The sequence below is a fragment of the Frondihabitans sucicola genome, from assembly GCF_030296615.1.
In the GTDB taxonomy this organism is placed as follows: domain Bacteria; phylum Actinomycetota; class Actinomycetes; order Actinomycetales; family Microbacteriaceae; genus Frondihabitans; species Frondihabitans sucicola.
Genome location: NZ_AP027732.1, coordinates 1,390,450 through 1,408,811 on the forward strand (window position 1 = coordinate 1,390,450; position 18,362 = coordinate 1,408,811).

Genomic DNA, 18,362 nt, shown 5'->3' on the forward strand with positions numbered 1-18,362 from the left:
CTCATACCCTTGTCCGGGCTCCACGACCACGTGAGAGCCTCCGCATCGGAGAGACCGTTCCATGACAGACAGCCACTCGGGCGACAGCGCCGACGGCGAGACCCCCACCGACAGCGCGACGACGTCGCGCGGACGCAGGGCCGCCGCTCGCGAGAAGGCGCGCCTCGCCCGCCAGAGGCAGCGGCGGCGGGCCCGCGGTACGCGGTGGGCCCTCTTCGGCGGTCTCGGCCTGGTCGTCGTCGCCCTCGTGGTGGGCGTCGTCGTCGTCGTCGTGTCGTCGATCCACCCGAGTGGCCCGGGCCCGGCGAACATGGCGAACGACGGCATCACGATCGGCAAAGACTTCAAGGCCGTCCAGGCCGATGCCCAGAGCCCCTCCGCCGAACCGTCCGCGACGACGACCGCTGCGACCGGGCAGACCGTCAAGATCTCCATCTATCTCGACTACCTCTGCCCGATCTGCGGGTCGTTCGAGAAGACGAACAACGACTACATCAAGGGTCTGGTGAGATCGGGTGCCGCCACCGTCGACTACCACCCCATCGCGATCCTGACCAATCAGTCGCTCGGCACGAAATACTCCCAGCGGGCCGCGAACGCGGGCGCGTGCGTGGCGAACTTCTCCCCGGACGCCTATTTCGACTTCAACACGGCGATGTTCGCCGATCAGCCCCAGGAGGGAACCTCGGGGCGCACGGACGCGCAGTTGATCGAGCTCGTCAGGAGTCTCGACGGCGTGACGCACACCGCGCAGATCAGCCGGTGCATCACGAAGCAGACGTACGCCTCGTGGGTGGTGAGCGCGACGCAGCGCGCTCTCTCGGGGCCCATCGCCGACGCGTCCATCAAGAAGGTCAGCGGCACCCCGACCGTGCTGGTCAACGGCCAGCAGTACAAGTACACGACGCCGTTCACGACCGACGAGTTCAGCAACTTCGTCGTCACCGCCGCCGGCAACAGCTACGCCGACAACAGCACGGCGACGCCGACCCCCACGGCGACAGGGACGCCGAAGCCGACCGGCACCGCCACCGCGAAGCCGACCGCCACCACCCTGCCCTCGAACACGAAGACCGGGACTCCCGCCAGGTAGCTCCTCTAATCCAGCGGGAGACGTCGCAGGATCACGTCCTCGACGCGACCCCGGTCGAGTGTCAGCGTCAAGAACGTGCGATTCGGCTGCCGGCGGCGGTCCGTCGGAGAGCCGGGATTCAGCATCCTGCGCCCGGCCGGGGTCACCGTGTCCCACGGGATGTGGCTGTGGCCGAACACGATCAGGTCGACGTCGGGATGCTCGCGGTCGGCTCGCGTCTCGCGACCGGCCTTGTCGCCGGTCTCGTGCACCACCGCGATCCTGACGCCCTCGATCGTGGCGTGGGCCACCAGCGGAAGGCGCGGCTCGAACTCGGGACCGTCGTTGTTGCCGCGGACGGCCAGCAGGCGCGTGGAGCGGGCCTCGAACTCGTCGACGAGGTCGAGACCGGTCCAGTCGCCCGCGTGCACGACGAGGTCGGCGTCGTCGACGGCAGCCCAGACCTCCTTCGGGAGCCGCCTGGCGCGCTGCGGGACGTGCGTGTCGGAGACGATGGCGACGGTGGTGGGCACCGGCCCAGGATAGACACGGGCTCCGAGAGCGCGGGCCCGGTACGGTGGTCGGAAGATCACGACGAAAGCAGAAGACCCATGGGCCTTTTCCGCCGCAGCACACCGAAGCCCGAGATCACCGAGCCGATCGAGAAGCAGCGGGCGCTGACCTGGTCGGCTCAGCGGACCATCTGGTCGGACGCGTTCGGTCGGCTGGCGACTCGCTGCCTGCAGATCATCCTGGTGCTCGCCGTGGCCGCGGGGCTCGTCTTCGCCATGACGCAGCTCAGCCTCGTGGTGATCCCGGTCGTCCTGGCCCTGGTCGTCTCGTCTGCGATCTACCCGCTGCTCGAGCTGATGCGACGGCGCGGGGTGCCCTCGATCCTGGCGACCTGGATCGCCCTGGTCGCGATCATCGTCGTCCTCGGCTTGGTCGTCTGGCTGATCGTCAACGCCGTGCAGAACCAGTTCAGCACGCTCATCAAGCAGGCCACCAAGGGCGTCGACCAGCTGCAGGCGTTCGTGAAAGACGGCCCGTTCCACGTCAGCGACACGCAGATCCAGCAGGCGATCGACCAGGCCGTGAAGTTCTTCCAGAGCAGCACGTTCTCCAGCGGCGCCCTCGCCGGGGTGTCCGCGGCGACCAGCTTCGTGACCGGATTCGCCCTCTTCGTCGTCGTGCTCTTCTTCTTCATGAAAGACGGCCCGAAGATCTGGGCGTTCCTCGAGCGCCCGTTCTCGGGGAGGCGTACGAGCGCGCGCAGCGGATCGGCCAGAAGACGGTGTCGACCTTCGGCGGCTACGTCCGAGGCACGGCCACCGTCGCCCTGGTCGACGCCATCGGCATCGGCCTCGGCCTGTTCATCATCGGAGTGCCGTTGGCGCTGCCCCTGTCGGTGATCGTGTTCCTGTCGGCCTTCGTCCCGCTGGTCGGAGCGACGGTGGCCGGGATCCTGGCCGCCCTCGTCGCTCTCGTCGCGAACGGGCCGGTCGCCGCCATCGTCGTGGTGGCGATCGTGATCCTGGTGAACCAGCTCGAAGGCAACTTCCTCCAGCCGGTCGTGATGGCCCGGTCGCTGTCGTTGCACCCGCTCGTCGTTCTGATCGCGCTGACCGCCGGCACGATCATCGGCGGGATCGTCGGTGCCGTGCTCGCCGTGCCGATCGCCGCGGTGGCCTGGGGCATCATCACCGTGTGGAACGGGCCCGACAAGCCCGCCGAGTTCGCACGCCAGAAGCGCCTCGAACCCAAGCTCTGAGCTCTGCCGCGCTGAGGACGGCCCCGCGCACTCGAGGGTGCGCGGGGCCGTCCTCGCTTCCGTGACGTGGGAGTCAGACCCTAGATCGTGGCGGCGTCGATCACGAAGCGGTAGCGCACCTTGCTGCGGACGACGAGGTCGTAGGCCTCGTCGATGGTCGCGGGGTCCGTGGCGTCGAGCAGCTCGATCTCGGCCCCGATCCCGTGCTCGGCGCAGAAGTCGAGCATCTCCTGCGTCTCGCGGATGCCCCCGATGTTCGAACCGGCGAGGCTCCGGCGACCCCCGATCAGCGAACCCGCTTTGAACGACTGCGGGTTCTCGGGGAGGCCGACGAACACCATCGTGCCGTTGAGGCGGAGGGTGCGGGCGTACGCGTCGATGTCCATGTCGGCCGAGATCGTGTTGATGATCAGGTCGAAGGTGTTGCGGAGCTCTGTGAACGTCGCGGGATCGCTCGACGCGTAGTAGTGGTCGGCGCCCAGCTTCAGGCCGTCCTCCTGCTTGGACAGCGTCTGGCTGATGACGGTCACCTCCGCGCCGAGGGCGTGCGCGATCTTGACGGCCAGGTGGCCGAGCCCGCCCATTCCGACGACGGCGACCTTCTTGCCGGGTCCGGCGCCCCAGTGCTTGAGCGGCGAGTAGGTGGTGATTCCGGCGCAGAGGAGCGGCGCCGCCTCGTCGAGGGAGATGCCCTCGGGGATCGAGAGGACGTAGTTCTCGTCCGCGACGATCTGCTTGCTGTAGCCACCGTGGGTGTTCTCACCGCTGTACTGGCGCCCGTTGTACGTGGCGACCATGCCCTTGAGGCAGAACTGCTCCTCGCCGGCGAGGCAGTTCTCGCACTCGCGGCAGGAGTCGACGAAGCAGCCGATCCCGACGCGGTCGCCGACCTGGTGCTTGGTGACGTCGGAGCCGACCGACGAGACGACGCCGGCGATCTCGTGGCCGGGGACCATGGGGAAGATCGCGCTGCCCCACTCCTCGCGGGCCTGGTGGATGTCGGAGTGGCAGATGCCGGCGTAGGCGATGTCGATCTGGACGTCGTGGGGGCCGACGTCGCGGCGCTCGACGGTGGAACGTTCGAAGGGGGCACCCGCGGTGGGGGTGACGAGAGCGGACACGGTGGTGGACATGGATGTTCCTCCAGGCAGACGGAACGGCCGGACGCGAGATGCGCGCCGGCCGTCATTGGGTGTCCTTAAAGCCTATGCCTCGCTCGGCGACGCTCGTGGTGCAAAGGCTCAGCCGAGCAGATGAGCCTGGTGGACGAGGGCCGCGGCGCCGATCAGCGGGCTCTCGTCGGAGAGGCCCGATGTGACGACCTGGATCCGTTTCGCGTACGTGTTGTACGCGGCCTCGTCGATGACGGCGCGGACGAGGTCGAGGTAGTCGGGGCTGACCCGTGAGAATCCGCCGCCGACGGCCACGACGTCGAGGTCGAGCAGCGTCGTCACCGAGGTGATCGCCTCCCCGAGGGCAGTGGCCGAGCGCTTCACGGCGGCGATCGCGAGGTCGTCGCCGGCTGCGTATCCGGCGGCCAGGTCTTCGCCCCGGGTACCCGACCAGCCCTGATCCTGCGCCCAGGCGACGGTGTGCGGGCCGGAGGCGAGCACCTCGAGGGTGACCGACTCCGACGTCTGGCCGGGCGTGCGCGAAGCGATCTGGATCTGACCGATGTGACCGGCGTTGCCCGTGCCGCCCGAGAGGAGGCGGCCGTTCACGATCAGACCGCCGCCGACCCCGGTCGAGACCGTGATCGCCAGGGCGTTGTCGACGCCCTGCGTCGCTCCCACCCAGTGCTCGGCGAGGGCCAGGCTGACACCGTCGAGCCGGAGCGTGACGGGCTCGGCGTCGGGGATCGTCTCGGCGACGAGCCCCTCGACCAGCTCGCGGAGCGGGAACTCTCGCCAAGCCGGCAGATTGATCGGCGAGACCGTGCCGTGGTGCAGATCGACCGGGCCGGCGCTGCCGATGCCGGTGCCCGCGACGCGCGCCCCCTCGGGCAGAGCGGCGAGGGCGTGCGCCGTGACGGCGCGGACGGCCTCGGCCAACTCGTCGGACGAGGAACCGTGCCCGGTGGGTCGCCGATCACGGCTGGAGGGGAGCAGGACACCGCGGTCGTCGACCAGCGCGGCCTCGACCTTCGTCCCGCCGACATCGATGGCTAGCGCGAAAACACTCACGGCGTTACAGTACCGGGCCTTCGTCAGAGGTGCTGACAACGTTGACATGGCGACGTGCACGCCTGGGCGCCAGCCGCGAGATGCGGACGCGGCGGCGACGCCGGTGTTGCGTGGGTGATCAGCAGGATCCGCGAACACCCAGCGAAAGCAGGCAGACATGACCACCGTGAAGAGCGACGTCGACGTGAACGTCCCCATCAGCGTCGCCTACAACCAGTGGACCCAGTTCGTCTCGTTCCCGCAGTTCATGGACAGCGTGAAGAGCATCACTCAAGTCGACGACACGCACACGCGCTGGGAGGTCAGCATCGCGGGTGTGGAACGTCGCTTCGACACCGTCATCACGGAGCAGTCACCGGACGAGCGCGTCGCGTGGAAGAGCACCGAGGGCGATCTGCACGCGGGGGTCGTGACGTTCCACCGCCTCGGCGACGACCAGACACGCATCTCCGTCCAGCTCGACTGGCAGCCCGAGGGCTTCCTCGAGCACGTCGGCGCCCTCCTCCAGGTCGACGACATCGCCATCGACCGCGACCTCGAGCAGTTCAAGGAGCTGATCGAGTCGAACGGGTTCGAGACCGGCTCCTGGCGCGGCAGCGTCGAGCGCGAGCCCGACGCGACCGGCCGCTGAGCGCGGCAGCGTCGAGCGCGAGCCCGACGCCCCCTGCTGACCCTCAGGGCACCCGGTAGGGCTGCTTGCCCGTCCAGACCGGCGTCTTGCGCTCCATCGGCACCTCGTGCAGAGTGCGAGCCTTCCCGGACAGATACCAGCTCGACCGGTTACCGGTCTCGACGGGCATCATGCCGACGACGACCTTGCCTCGGGAATGCATCTCGGCCATGTCGTCGAACGCCTGGGCGATGTACTCGAACGGGTAGAAGCCCGAGATCAGGAAGCGGACCTTCTGCTCGGTCAGCAGGGTCACCAGCGCCGACATCAGGCGCGCGGGTTCAGGATCGTCGCGCCCGGCCGTCAGGAAGCGGATCTCGGTGTCGAGCCGCTGCTCGCTCGTCCGCAGCGACTTCTTCGCCACGCCCAGTTCTTTGGCGCGCTTCGGGTTGTCGCCCCCGAAGTTGTCGATGAACGCCGTGATCGGTCGACCCGCCGCCGCACGGATCCGGTCCACGATGCCGTCGCCGTAGGTCACCGGGACCACGCCGATCGACCGGAGGTAGTCGTGGTTCGGCGGGCTGCACGTTCCGATGACCTTCGCCCCCGCCGCAAGGGCGAGCTGGCACTCGATGCTCCCGACGCCGCCCGCGGCCGCGGAGACCACGACGCAGTCGGTCTCGTCGAGACGGAGCGAGTCGACCGTGGCGTACGCCGTGCACCCGGCGAGATAGAGACCGCCGGCGACCTCCCACGGGATGTTGTCGGGCTTCTTGACCACCTGCGACCTCGCCGCGACCAGGTGGGTCGCGTGCGAGCCGCCGCCCACCGCGTGCCCGATGACGGCATCGCCGACCTTGAGGTCTTTGACACCGTCCCCGCGCTTGACGACGAGCCCGGCGAAGCAGGACCCCTGTCGGGCCGGGAACGTCTGCGGCAGCCGCTTGACGAAATCGCCTTTGCGGATGAAGTTCTCGATGTGGTTGAGCCCGGCCGCCACGACCTCGACGAGGACTTCGTCGCCCGCCGGCGTCGGCATCTCGTGCTCGGCGATGTGAAGGACGTCGACATCGCCGTATTCGTCGTACTCCACGGCCTTATAGGTGCGATTCATGAGGAGACCTCCCTGTCTGGGGAAGTCTGCGCCTCGGTTCGCCCGGGCGCGCGGACACGGAGCGCGCTCCGAGCGAACGCGCAGGATCGCGTCGGAGCGACCCGAGCAGGGATCGGGCTAGCGGCCCTCGGCTGCTCGCTTCGCCGCTCGCTCGGCGTTCCGCTCCTTGACGCGCAGCTCTTCGTCGCGAACGGCCGCGAGGTTGAACCTCTCTTGGGAGAGCCAGGTCGGCATCTCTTCGAGCAGCTCCTGGATCTCGGCGGTCGTGAGAGCCTCCTCGACGCCCCCGCGAGCCAGGCCCGAGATGGTGACGCCGAGCTTGCGAGCGACCTCGGGACGAGGGTGCGGGCCCGTGCGGCGAAGCTCGACGAGCCACTCCGGCGGAGTCGCCACGAGGTCGTTGAACGCGTCACGCGTCAGCGGGGTGTCCTGGAACTCCTGCGGGGTGGCCGGCAGGTGGATGCCGAGTTTCTTCGCCGCGGTGAACGGCTTCATGGTCTGCGACGTCTTGGTCGGCTTCGCGCGCTGCGCGTCCGGCTGGTCGCTGTTCTCGGTGGTCATTGGCCCAGGCTAACGGGTCGGCCTGCGCCGCCACCCGGGGACGTTACCCTTCTGGGGAGCGGAGGAGGCTCCCATCAGCGATCACGACGCACCCACCGACCTCGGGTCGAGCGCCGCCGACGTCTTCCGCGTCGGCTACGTCCCGGGCGTCACTCTCACCAAGTGGCTGCGGGTCTGGAACGAGCGCCACCCCGAGCGACCTCTGTTGATCGTTCCGATCGACGCGCAGGATCCCTCGGCTCGGCTCCGTGACGACACCGCCGACGTCGTGTTCGCCCGGCTCCCGATCGAGACAGAGGGTCTGCACGCGATCCCGCTCTATGAGGAGCAGCCCGTCGTGGTCCTGCCGAAGGAGCACGCGCTGGCCGACGAGGCCGACGTTGCGCTCGCCGATCTGGCGGGCGAGACGCGCCTCGACCTCGACGACTCCCTTGCGCTCGAGGCCGCCGTCGAGGTGGTCGAGGCCGGAGCGGGCGTGGCCGTGATGCCGCAGTCGCTGGCGCGCCTCTTCGCGCGGAAGGGAGTCGTCGCGCGCTCCGTCACCGACCTGCCGACCACGACCATCGCCCTGGTCTGGCCGGCCGACGGCACGACGGACGACGTCTCCGACTTCATCGGCGTCGTGCGCGGCCGCACGGCCAACAGCTCCAGGACCCGTAGCGCCGAAGAGGCCCGAGCGGCGGCCGCGGCCGATGCGAAGTCGGCGCGGGCAGCGCGCGCCAAAGCGAAGAAGGCGGCGAAGAACGCGCGGGAGAACCCTGAGAAGGGCGGCGGGAAATCGGCGAGCAGACCGCAGGCGCGCGGGCCGCAGCGCGGCAAGGGCGCGGCGGCCCATCGCGGGGCCGCGGCCGCTGACCGGGCGATCCGACAGAATGGGCTCATGACGCAGTCGTCCGCCCCCGTCGCCCTCCTCACCGGCGTCGGTCGCCGCGAGAACATCGCCGCAGCCACCGCCCTCACGCTGGCGAGAGACGGCTGGGACGTCGCGCTCGTGACCTGGGCGGCCTACGACCGCACCATGTCGTGGGGCGACCGCCCGGACGACGTCGCCAGCCTCGCCGCTGAGATCGAGGCGCTGGGCCGGCGAGCGGACGTCTTCGTCGCCGACCTCGCGGACGCGAGCGCCGCCTCCTCGCTCGTGGGCGAGGTGGCGAGCGCGATGGGCCCTGTGTCGGGCCTCGTGCTGTCGCACTCGCAGAGCGTCGACTCGAGCATCCTCGACACCACTGTCGAGAGCTTCGACCGCCACTTCGCCGTCAACGTCCGGGCGGCCTGGCTGCTCATCAAGGCGTTCGCCGAGCAGGTCCCCGACGGTGGCGGCCGGATCGTCGCCCTCACCAGCGACCACGTCGTCCACAACCTGCCGTACGGAGCCAGCAAAGGCGCGCTCGACCGCATCGTCATCGCGGCCGCCCGCGAGCTCGGCCACCTCCGCATCACGTCCAACGCCCTCAACCCGGGGCCGGTCGACACGGGCTGGATGGACGACGCCACCCGGGAGACGCTGACCGCCCTCCAGCCGAGCGGTGCGCTCGGGCTTCCGCAGGACGCCGCGAACATCGTGCGGTTCCTGCTCTCCGCCGAGGGCGGCTGGATCTCCGGGCAGCTGATCAAGAGCGACGGCGGCTTCTCGGTCTGAATTCCGGTGGTTCGGGGCTTCCGCCGGGTCGCCGGCGCCGCCTAGCATGGCCGCGTGCCGACCTTTCACACCGCCATCCTGCAGGCAAGGGCCACCGCGACGGGCCTCGAGGTGCCGCCCGAGATCATCGACGAGCTCGGCGCCGGCAAGAAGCCCGCGGTCGTCGTGACCGTCGGCGACTACACGTACCGCAGCACGGTCGGCGTCATGGGCGGCCGGTTCCTCGTCCCGCTCAGCTCCGACCACCGCAAGGCCTCCGGACTGGCTGCCGGCGATGAGGTCGACGTGACCCTCAGCCTCGACGATGCGCCGCGGGACATCGCGCCGCCGGCCGATCTCGCCGACCTGCTGGGGCAGGATCCTGCGCTTCTCGCCGCCTTCCACGCCCTCTCGTACAGTCGCAAGCGCGCCCTCGTCGAGCCGATCGAGCAGGCCAAAGCGGCCGACACGCGTCAGCGGCGGCTCGACAAGGCCATCGAGACGCTCCGAGCCTGAGACGGCGACCGCTCGCGCCCGCGCCTCAGCGCTCCCGCCGCGGCTGCCGAGGGATCGCCTCCAGGTCGACCCGGCGCACCCGGCCGTTCAGCCCGACCGCTGTCACCGCGACGACGACGAGGCCCGCGAGGCCGACCAGGGCGAAGGGCGCTCCGACGAGCATGACCACCGGCCCCACCACGATCTCACCGAGCGGCATCCCGAGCAGAGACGCCAGAGTCAAGCAGGCGTACACCCGAGCCAGGTAGCTGCGCGGCACCTGGAGCTGGATCGCGACATCTACGGGAATCGTGAACAGTTCGAGTCCGATGCTGGCCCCGAAGAGCGCCACGCTCAGCCAGAAGAACCAGTGCAGCGGGTCGACGATGTACGGCGCGACGCTCAGGATGAGAGCCAGCACGCCCAGCGGGAGGGCCATCCCGAGGACTCCGAGCGTGGCCACCGCCAGTCGGACGCGCCCCCGGAGATGCCCGGCGACGACGGCGCCGACCACGAGGCCCAGGGTCTGAACCGCTCCCGCGAAGCCCCAGAGGCTGCGCCCGAACGAGTGGTCGGCGGCGATCGGCCCGAGCACCTGCACGCCGCCCGCGAAGGCGAACTGGGCGATCAACGACAGGAGCAGAACGGCGAGCAGCCAGTGCGTCCGCCAGACGAACGCCAGACCGCCGGCGAGGTCTCGGGCGACGTGCCCGCCGCGCACGGAGCCCACGGCCCGTCGGGGGAGACCCGCGAACGCCGCCAGGGCACAGGTGAACAGCAGCGAGCCGACGGCCAGGGCGATCTCCGGGGAGAACGCCTGGACGATCCCGCCGCCCACCGCCGTGCCGACGATCAGCCCGATGTTCATGCTCACCCGGCCGAGTACGGTCGCGTCGCGGATCAGCCGATCGCCGACGATCTCGCGCAGGACGGCGCTCGTCGCCGGCACGAAGAAGGCGGCGCCCGCGCCGTTCACGGCAGCGACTGCACCGAGCAGCGGCAGCGTGGCCGACGACGTCGCGAGGAGGACGGCTGCGGCGGCCAGCGAGGCCGCGGACAGGACGGAGGCGCCCACGGCGACCGTCCGCTTGGGAAGGCGGTCGGCCAGCGCCCCTCCGAACAGGATCAGCACGAGGTTGGGCACCGAGCGGCAGGCGACGACGATGCCGAGCCCCGTCGCGCCGGCGCCCAGGTCGATCGCGGCGAAGGCCAGCGCCACAGGCCCGAGTCCGCTTCCGATCCAGGACAGCAGACGGCCGAAGAAGAGGGACCGGAAGGCGGCCAGACGCAGCAGGGACCAGTTCATCGGGAACGGGTGCCTCGGGGCGGCAGGATCACGAGCGAGAGCCTACTCACGCGCCCGTCCCGTATCGTCGGGGTGTGAGCACCGACACGACCTCGGGCGATGCAGGGCCGGCATCCCGCCGGAAGACCAGCGCGCCCGGCCACTACGCCAAAGGCCTCGCCAAGCGGGAGGCGATCCTCGACGCGGCGCTTCCGGTCTTCGGCCAGGCGGGATTCCACGGTGCTTCGCTGCGCGAGATCGCCAGGCAGTGCGGCGTTTCGCACCAGTCGCTGATGCACTACTTCCCGACGAAGGACGAGCTCCTCCTCGCGGTGCTCCGCCGCCGCGACGAGCGTCTCCGCCGCCACTTCGACGACCCCGGTGGCATGCGGCTCGACGAGCTGGTCGAGCTGGCCGAGTACAACGTCGAGGTGCCCGGCGTGATCCAGCTGTTCAACACCGCATCGGCGGAGTCGACGTCTCCGGATCATCCGGCGCACGAGTACTACGCCGACTTCTACGAGCGCATCGTCGCCTCGACCACGGCGTACCTCGAGGTCGCCTCCGCGCACGGGCTGCTCGCGCCGGGCTTCACGGCGGAGACGGCGGCGCGCGTCGTCCTGGCCGTGCAGGACGGTCTTCAGGTGCAGTGGCTGTACGACCGCGACACCGTGCACGTCGCCGAGTTGATGCGACTCGTGATCGCGACGGTCGTCACCGTCCCGCTCGACGCCCTGGACGAGCTCGTCTCGGCTACCTCGAGCTGATCGACTCGTACCGTCGGATGCACCAGGGCACGAACACGACGAGCATGATCGCGATCCCGATCAGCACCGTCGCGTAGGAGTGCTGCTGCGTCCAGACATCAGGCACCGGTGCTGTTCCTTCGTTGCCGAACAGTTTGCGGGCCGACTGCACGAGCGACGAGACGGGGTTCCACTCGGCGAAGATCCGGAGCGGGGTCGGCAGCGTGTTGCTCGGCACGAAGGCGTTCGACACGAACGTCAAGGGGAACAGGATCATGAAGGACGCGTTGTTGATCGTCTCCGGCGACTTGACGCTCATGCCGAGCAACGCCATCACCCAGCTGAACGCGTAGCTGAACAGGAGCAGGAGTGCGATCCCGGCGAGGAACTCGATCGGCGATGACGTGACGCGCCAACCGACGGCGAACCCCGTCGCCATCATGATGACCATCGAGATGCCGTTGAGGACGAGGTCGGAGTTCGTCCGGCCGATCAGCACGGCGGAGGACGACATGGGGAGCGTGCGGAAGCGGTCGATGATTCCGTTCTTCAGGTCTTGCGCCATGGCGGAGCCCGAGAAGGTGGCACCGAAGACGACCGTCTGCGCGAAGATGCCCGCCATCAGGAACTGCGTGTAGTCGGTGCCCTTGACGCTGATCGCGCCGCCGTACACCTGGCTGAACAGCAGCACGAACATGATCGGCTGCAGGACGGCGAAGATCAGCATGTCGGGCGAGCGTTTGATCTTGATCAGGTTTCGCTTCGTGACGGCCCAGCCGTCGGAGAACCAGCTTGTCAGGGAGGTGCCGGTCGCGGAGCGAGAGCGGGTAGGGGCCGCGAGCGTGGTCATGCGAGGTCCTTCTCTCTCTGTCGTTTCTTCGCGCTTCGCCCTTTTACGGCGACGGCGTCGTCGTCCGGTTCGTCGATCTCGGTACTCCGACCCGTGAGCTTCAGGAAGACGTCGTCGAGGGTCGGGCGCCTCATCCCTGCGTCGTGGAGCTCGATGTTGGCCGTTCCGAGTTCGCCGAGCACCCCTGGAGGGCGAGCGGACCGTCGGTGACGCCGACGTCGATGGTGCGGCCGTCGCTCGACACGACGGGCTCGGAATCGCCGTGACGGAGCAGGATTCGCGCCGCCGCTTCGCGATCGTCGGCCTCGATCAGCGAGACGACCACGCGGTGGCCGCCGACCTGCTGCTTGAGCTGGTCGGAGGTGCCCTCGGCTATGACGCGACCGTCGTCGATGACCGAGATGTCGTCGGCGAGCTGGTCGGCCTCCTCCAGGTACTGCGTGGTGAGCAGCACCGTCGTTCCGTTCGCGACGAGGTCGGTGATGATCGCCCAGAGCGACAGCCGGGAGCGAGGATCGAGGCCGGTGGTGGGCTCGTCGAGGAACAGCACCTCGGGGTCGGTGACGAGGGCACCGGCGAGGTCGATTCGCCGGCGCATCCCGCCGGAGAAGCCCTTCACCGGGCGATCGCCCGCGGCGGTCAGGTCGAACATGTCGATCAGCTCGTGCGCCCGCCGCTGCGACTCGATGCGACCGAGGTGGTAGAGCCGACCGATCATGTCGAGGTTCTCGAAGCCGGTCAGGTTTTCATCGACGGCGGCGTACTGCCCGGAGACGCCGATGATGCGTCGAGTCGCCTTGGGATCGGCGAGGACGTCGATGCCGGCGATGCTCGCGCTGCCCTCATCGGGGCGGGTCAGCGTGGTGAGAACCTTCACCGTCGTGGTCTTACCGGCGCCGTTGGGCCCGAGCAGCGCCTTCACGGTGCCCTGCGGGACGGAGAGGTCGAGGCCGTCGAGTGCTTTGACGGGACCGGACTTGGAGCGGTAACGCTTGGTCAGACCGCGCGCTTCGATGATCGCCATGGAGTGCCTCTCTGCTTTCGGCGGCCGAGTGTGGCGGCTAATATATCACCATCTCAGTCGCCGGGGGAAGGTTTTTCCCCCTGGTGCACACGTCGTTTTATCTCCTTGCCATCCGGCAAGTAATCGGAATAATCTTTCCGCGTGGCAAACATTGACTCCGCCCAGCCGACGATCCCGTCCGAGCCGACGACTCCCGGCGAGCAGCGCCCCCTGTCCGCGACCAAGCCCGGCATTCCTGCCGGGCTGGCCGACGAAGCCGTCGCGCTGGCCCGGAGCTGGGCTCGTCAGGCGGGTTCGACGCCGAGCACCGGCTCGGCCGCCCTTCTCGCCCAGGTGCTCGAAGACGAGTCCGGGCTCGCCTTCACCATCGGCTTCGTCGACCGAGTGGTCCGCCCCGAAGACCTGCGGGTCGCGGCGCACGACCTCGCGCTCCTCGCCACGAAAGCCCCGGCGTTCCTCCCCTGGTACCTGCGGGCCGGGGTGCGCATCGGCGGGCGGCTCGCGCCGATCCTGCCCGGTCTCGTCGTGCCCGTGGCCCGTCGGGTCCTGCGCGGAATGGTCGGTCATCTCATCGTCGACTCCCGCCCGGCGGCTCTCGGCAAGAGCATCGCCGCTCTCAAGCGGGACGGCACCCGCCTCAACCTCAACCTGCTCGGCGAGGCCGTGCTCGGCGACGCCGAGGCCGACCACCGCCTGACCGGCACGAGATCGCTGCTCGAACGTGACGACGTCGACTACGTCTCGATCAAGGTGTCGTCGATCGTCAGCCAGCTCTCGATGTGGGCGTTCGACGAGACGGTCGAGCGGGTCGTGTCGAAGCTCACGCCGCTGTACGAGATCGCCGCGGCCTCGGCGACGCCCAAATTCATCAACCTCGACATGGAGGAGTACCGCGACCTCGACCTGACGCTCGCCGTCTTCACGAGGGTGCTCGACCAGCCGCAGCTGACGTCGCTCGAGGCCGGCATCGTGCTGCAGACGTACCTGCCCGACGCGCTCGGAGCGATCCAGCGCGTGAACGCCTGGGCGGCCGCCCGAGTGGCCGGCGGAGGCGCCCCGGTCAAGGTGCGGGTCGTCAAAGGGGCCAACCTCGCCATGGAGCACGTCGACTCGGCCGTCCACGGCTGGCCGCTGGCCACCTACGACTCCAAGGTCGAGAGCGACACCAACTACAAGCGCCTGCTCTCCTGGGCGATGACGCCGGAGCGCACCAGCGCGGTCCGTCTCGGCGTCGCCGGCCACAACCTCTTCGACATTGCGTTCGCGCATCTCCTCTCCGAGAGGCGCGGCGTGGCCGACCGCGTCGAGTTCGAGATGCTGCTCGGTATGGCCGAGGGGCAGGCAGAACTCGTCAAAGAAGCGGTGGGCGGGCTTTTGCTGTACACCCCGGTGGTCCACCCGCGCGAGTTCGACGTCGCCATCAGCTACCTGATCCGCCGCCTCGAAGAGAACGCCTCGCACGACAACTTCATGTCGGCCGTCTTCGAACTCGCGTCCGACGAAGAGCTCTTCCTCCGAGAGAAGCGGCGGTTCGTCGACGCCCTCGAGGCGGTGACGCCCGAGACTCCGGCGGCGCATCGCGTGCAGTCGAGGCTCGCCGAGCAGCCGGTCCCCCGCGCGGGCGGGTTCGAGAACACGCCGGACACCGACCCGGCGCTCGCCACGAACCGGGAATGGGGGCGCAGGATCCTGCGGGCCGTCCCCTCGTCCACCCTCGGCAGCGCCACCATCGAAGCGGCCGCGATCACCGAGGTCGACGGCCTCGAGGCGGTCGTGGCAGGCGCCGTCGCCGCCGCACCCGCCTGGGCCGATCTCGGGGGAGCCGGCCGGGCCGTGATCCTGCGACGCGCGGCCGCCGAGCTGGCCTCGCGTCGCGCGCAGCTGATCGAGGTCGCCGCTTCGGAGACCGGCAAGACCCTTGCCGAGGGCGACGTCGAAGTGAGTGAGGCGATCGACTTCGCGAACTACTACGCCACGCTCGCCGAAGAGCTCGATGTCGTCGACGGAGCGACCTTCGTGCCGTCGACGCTGACGGTGATCGCGCCGCCGTGGAACTTCCCGCTCGCGATCCCGCTGGGCTCGACCGCGGCGGCGCTCGCCGCAGGATCGAGCGTGGTGCTGAAGCCGGCCGGCCAGGCCAAGCGCTGCGGCGCGGTTCTGGCCGAGGCGCTCTGGGCTGCCGGCGTTCCCCGCGAGGTGCTGCGCCTCGTCGACGTCGACGAGGAGACCTCGGCAGGCGGCTCGTGTCGCACCCGTCGGTCGACCGGGTGATCCTGACCGGCGCGTTCGAGACGGCCGAGCTGTTCCGCTCGTGGCGACCCGACCTCGAGCTGTTGGCCGAGACGAGCGGCAAGAACGCGATTATCGTCACGCCGAGCGCCGACCTCGATCTCGCGGTGTCCGATGTGATCAAGTCGGCCTTCGGTCACGCGGGGCAGAAGTGCTCCGCCGCCAGTCTCGTGATCCTGGTCGGCTCGGTCGCCACGTCCGAGCGCTTCCGTCGCCAGCTCATCGACGCGGCGTCGACGATGCGCGTGGGGCTGCCGTCCGACCCCGCGACGCAGATGGGTCCGCTGATCGAGCCGGCGTCCGGGAAGCTCCTGGGCGCTCTGACGCAGCTGGCCCCGGGGAGTCCTGGCTCGTGAAGCCGCGCCGTCTCGACGACACGGGCCGCTTCTGGTCGCCCGGCATCCGCACCGGTGTCGAGCCCGGGAGCGAGTTCCACCGCGTCGAGTACTTCGGCCCGGTGCTCGGCATCCTGACGGCCGCAACGCTCGACGAGGCCATCGACCTGCAGAATGCGACCGACTTCGGCCTCACGGCGGGCCTGCACACGCTCGATCCGTCGGAGCTCGAGACTTGGCTCGAGCGCGTCGAAGCCGGAAACCTGTACGTCAACCGCGGCATTACCGGCGCGATCGTGCGCCGCCAGCCGTTCGGCGGCTGGAAGCGGTCGGCCGTCGGCGCCGGTGGCAAAGCCGGCGGACCGAACTATCTGGTCCACCTCGGATCCTGGGCGCCGTCGCCCGTGACCCCCACCTCGACCGGCGCGGTGTCTGCGCCCGTCTCCCGTCTGATCGCCGCGGCGCACGACGGCGCAGGATCCTCGGGAGCGCTCGCAGCCATCGCCGCGGCCGACGAAGCGGCCTGGTCCGCCTCCTTCGGCCGCTCGATCGACGTTTCGCAGGTGGGCCTCGAGCGCAACGTGTTCCGGTACCGGCCCGTGCCCGTCACGGTGCGCCTGGCCGAGGGCGGCTCGCCGGTCGAGCTTCTCCGAGTGCTCGCCGCCGGCCTTCGCGCCGGGGCGCCACTGACCGTCAGCTCGGCGATCGGTCTGTCTGCGGGTGTGCGCGCGGCGCTGGGTTCCGCGAGTGTCACGCAGGCTTCCGACGCCGACTTCCTCGCCTCCGCGTCGCGGGGCGAGCTGACGACGTCGCGAGTTCGCCTCGTCGGCCCCGCGGAAGCGCGCGGGCAGCTTGCTATCGCACTCGGAGGCGATCCGTCCGTTGCCGTGTTCGCGGCCCCCGTCACTCCCTCGCCCCGCTTGGAGCTGCTCCCGTTCCTCCGCGAACAGGCGGTCACCGTCACCGCGCATCGCTTCGGAAACCCCGATGCCTGGTCGGAGGGCGTTCTCTAGGGTGTGTGCCCCCTCGCCACGGGTGGTGCGCACACACAGGGCTGCCTCTCATCGGCAGCCACGAGGGAGGTCCGGCCCAGGCGGGCGTTAGGCTCGACTCGTGAAGATCGCGCGTTTTTCCAGCCCTGGGGAAGATCCCCGCTTCGGCGTCGTCGACGGTGAAGATCTCGTCGTCCTGGCCGGCGACCCCATGTTCGCCGGCTACGAGACGACGGGCGAGCGGGTCCCGCTCCGGAGCACCAAGATTCTCGCCCCGGTGATCCCGCGCTCCAAGGTGATCGGCATCGGGCTGAACTACTACGACCACGCGGACGAGATGGGTCAAGAGGCCCCCGAATTCCCGATCGTCTTCATGAAGCCGAACACGACGGTCATCGGCCCGGGCGACTCGATCCAGATCCCTCCGGTGGAGGGAAGGATCGACCTCGAAGGCGAACTGGCCATCGTCATCGGCAGCATCGCCAAGCGGGTGAAGGCCGACGACTACGCCGACGTCGTCTTCGGCTACACCATCGGCAACGACGTCTCCGCCCGGGGGCCGCAAGAGGACGACGGGCAGTGGACCAGGGCGAAGAGCTATGACACCTTCTGCCCGCTGGGGCCGTACATCGAGACGGAGCTCGACTGGAGCGACCTCAAGATCCAGTCGCGAGTCGACGGCGAACTCCTCCAGAGCGAGTCGACCGCACAGATGATCCACAAGATCCCGGACATCATCGCGTACGTCAGCGAGATCTTCACGCTGCTGCCCGGCGACGTCATCCTGACCGGAACGCCGGCCGGAGTCGGGCCGTTCACCGCGGGGCAGACCGTGGAGATCAGCATCGAGGGGCTCGGGTCGCTCATCAACCCGGCGAAGAACCGGTCGTAGCCGCGAGTCGCCTTCGCGTGCATGCGCCGGAATTCCGGGGCTCGTAAGTGCGACACGCCCGGGATGCGGGCAGGATTTGCCGAGACCGGCGTTCGCCCGTAATGTTTCTTCCTGTCAGCCCAAAGGAACGGAAACGGGCCGGGGCCGAAGTCTTCTTCGGGTCCAGTTCTGTCGGCCTTCCTCAAGTGGTGACATCCTTCCCCCAGATTGGCTCGCTTAGAGCCTGGCTTGCTTGCGAGTCCGCCGGGTTGTGGCTAGGATTGCAAGTCCTCCACCTTCTGGTTTCGGCCAGGTGCGGACGCCTTTTATGGCTTCCGAAGTCGTGTTGATCCGGTCGTTTGACCAGGTTTGACAGGGCCCGTTGGGGTGGATAAGGTTTGAAAGTTGCCTTCGGCGAAGATCACTTTTGTGGTTGGGTTTGGGGTGCGTTTGGTCCTTGAGAACTCAACAGCGTGCACATTGTCAAATGCCAATTTATACTCCGGCATTCGATTGGTCTTGTCTCCTTTGTGGGGGTGGGGTTGG

The 18,362-nt window shown here is 69.1% G+C and carries 13 protein-coding genes and 3 pseudogenes; 8 read left to right on the top strand and 8 right to left on the bottom strand.

The window, feature by feature from the left end; genetic code table 11:
* The first annotated feature begins 61 nt into the window (after positions 1-61).
* Positions 62-1,093 carry a DsbA family protein gene (locus tag QUE79_RS07315; protein ID WP_286346096.1) on the top strand — a complete coding sequence of 344 codons (1,032 nt, stop codon included), beginning with the start codon at positions 62-64 and terminating at the stop codon, positions 1,091-1,093.
* A 5-nt stretch (positions 1,094-1,098) separates the two neighbouring features.
* Here QUE79_RS07315 and QUE79_RS07320 read toward each other — a convergent pair whose 3' ends face one another.
* Positions 1,099-1,605 carry a metallophosphoesterase family protein gene (locus tag QUE79_RS07320; RefSeq protein ID WP_286346097.1) on the bottom strand — a complete coding sequence of 169 codons (507 nt, stop codon included), beginning with the start codon at positions 1,603-1,605 and terminating at the stop codon, positions 1,099-1,101.
* Between the two features lie 78 nt (positions 1,606-1,683).
* Here QUE79_RS07320 and QUE79_RS07325 point away from each other — a divergent pair.
* Positions 1,684-2,843: pseudogene (locus QUE79_RS07325) on the top strand (AI-2E family transporter).
* 80 nt (positions 2,844-2,923) lie between these two features.
* Here the strand turns inward: QUE79_RS07325 and QUE79_RS07330 are convergent.
* Entirely contained in the window at positions 2,924-3,976 is a 1,053-nt protein-coding gene (locus QUE79_RS07330) for an NAD(P)-dependent alcohol dehydrogenase (protein ID WP_286346098.1), read from the bottom strand.
* Between the two features lie 108 nt (positions 3,977-4,084).
* Positions 4,085-5,026, bottom strand: a complete 942-nt coding sequence (locus tag QUE79_RS07335; RefSeq protein WP_286346099.1) for an ROK family protein — start codon at positions 5,024-5,026, stop codon at positions 4,085-4,087.
* Positions 5,027-5,183: 157 nt separating this feature from the next.
* Here QUE79_RS07335 and QUE79_RS07340 point away from each other — a divergent pair, with 157 nt between their 5' ends.
* The gene (locus QUE79_RS07340; protein WP_286346100.1) at positions 5,184-5,657 is read left to right on the top strand and encodes an SRPBCC family protein; all 474 of its coding nucleotides are present in this window, start codon (positions 5,184-5,186) and stop codon (positions 5,655-5,657) included.
* Positions 5,658-5,700: 43 nt separating this feature from the next.
* Here QUE79_RS07340 and QUE79_RS07345 read toward each other — a convergent pair whose 3' ends face one another.
* Together QUE79_RS07345 and QUE79_RS07350 are read right to left on the bottom strand one after the other, a co-directional pair.
* The gene (locus QUE79_RS07345) at positions 5,701-6,750 is read right to left on the bottom strand and encodes an NADP-dependent oxidoreductase (RefSeq protein ID WP_286346101.1); all 1,050 of its coding nucleotides are present in this window, start codon (positions 6,748-6,750) and stop codon (positions 5,701-5,703) included.
* 117 nt (positions 6,751-6,867) lie between these two features.
* On the bottom strand, positions 6,868-7,245 hold the full coding sequence (locus QUE79_RS07350) for a DUF5997 family protein (protein WP_286346863.1): 378 nt from the start codon (positions 7,243-7,245) through the stop codon (positions 6,868-6,870).
* Positions 7,246-7,384: 139 nt separating this feature from the next.
* Between QUE79_RS07350 and QUE79_RS25330 the strand changes: the two genes are divergently transcribed.
* Both QUE79_RS25330 and QUE79_RS07365 read left to right on the top strand, forming a co-directional pair.
* Positions 7,385-8,950 carry an SDR family oxidoreductase gene (locus QUE79_RS25330; RefSeq protein ID WP_350271748.1) on the top strand — a complete coding sequence of 522 codons (1,566 nt, stop codon included), beginning with the start codon at positions 7,385-7,387 and terminating at the stop codon, positions 8,948-8,950.
* Positions 8,951-9,004: 54 nt separating this feature from the next.
* On the top strand, positions 9,005-9,445 hold the full coding sequence (locus QUE79_RS07365; RefSeq protein WP_286346102.1) for a YdeI/OmpD-associated family protein: 441 nt from the start codon (positions 9,005-9,007) through the stop codon (positions 9,443-9,445).
* Between the two features lie 25 nt (positions 9,446-9,470).
* On the opposite strand, the gene QUE79_RS07370 is transcribed toward QUE79_RS07365, so the two are convergent.
* Positions 9,471-10,730, bottom strand: coding sequence for an MFS transporter (locus QUE79_RS07370; RefSeq protein ID WP_286346103.1), 1,260 nt, complete (start codon positions 10,728-10,730; stop codon positions 9,471-9,473).
* A gap of 74 nt (positions 10,731-10,804) precedes the next feature.
* On the opposite strand from QUE79_RS07370, the gene QUE79_RS07375 reads away from it, so the two are divergent.
* Entirely contained in the window at positions 10,805-11,476 is a 672-nt protein-coding gene (locus QUE79_RS07375) for a TetR/AcrR family transcriptional regulator (RefSeq protein ID WP_286346104.1), read from the top strand.
* On the opposite strand, the gene QUE79_RS07380 is transcribed toward QUE79_RS07375, so the two are convergent.
* Together QUE79_RS07380 and QUE79_RS07385 are read right to left on the bottom strand one after the other, a co-directional pair.
* Positions 11,463-12,305: an ABC transporter permease gene (locus QUE79_RS07380; RefSeq protein WP_286346105.1), complete on the bottom strand. Its 843-nt coding sequence runs from the start codon at positions 12,303-12,305 to the stop codon at positions 11,463-11,465. The two genes, QUE79_RS07375 and QUE79_RS07380, sit on opposite strands and share 14 nt — an antisense overlap.
* Positions 12,302-13,329 (bottom strand): annotated as a pseudogene (locus tag QUE79_RS07385) (ATP-binding cassette domain-containing protein). Before QUE79_RS07385 ends, QUE79_RS07380 begins: the two are co-directional and overlap by 4 nt.
* A gap of 210 nt (positions 13,330-13,539) precedes the next feature.
* On the opposite strand from QUE79_RS07385, the pseudogene QUE79_RS07390 reads away from it, so the two are divergent.
* Positions 13,540-16,966, top strand: a pseudogene (locus QUE79_RS07390) (proline dehydrogenase family protein).
* Between the two features lie 100 nt (positions 16,967-17,066).
* Positions 17,067-17,837, top strand: a complete 771-nt coding sequence (locus tag QUE79_RS07395; RefSeq protein WP_286346106.1) for a fumarylacetoacetate hydrolase family protein — start codon at positions 17,067-17,069, stop codon at positions 17,835-17,837.
* The last annotated feature ends 525 nt before the right edge of the window (positions 17,838-18,362 follow it).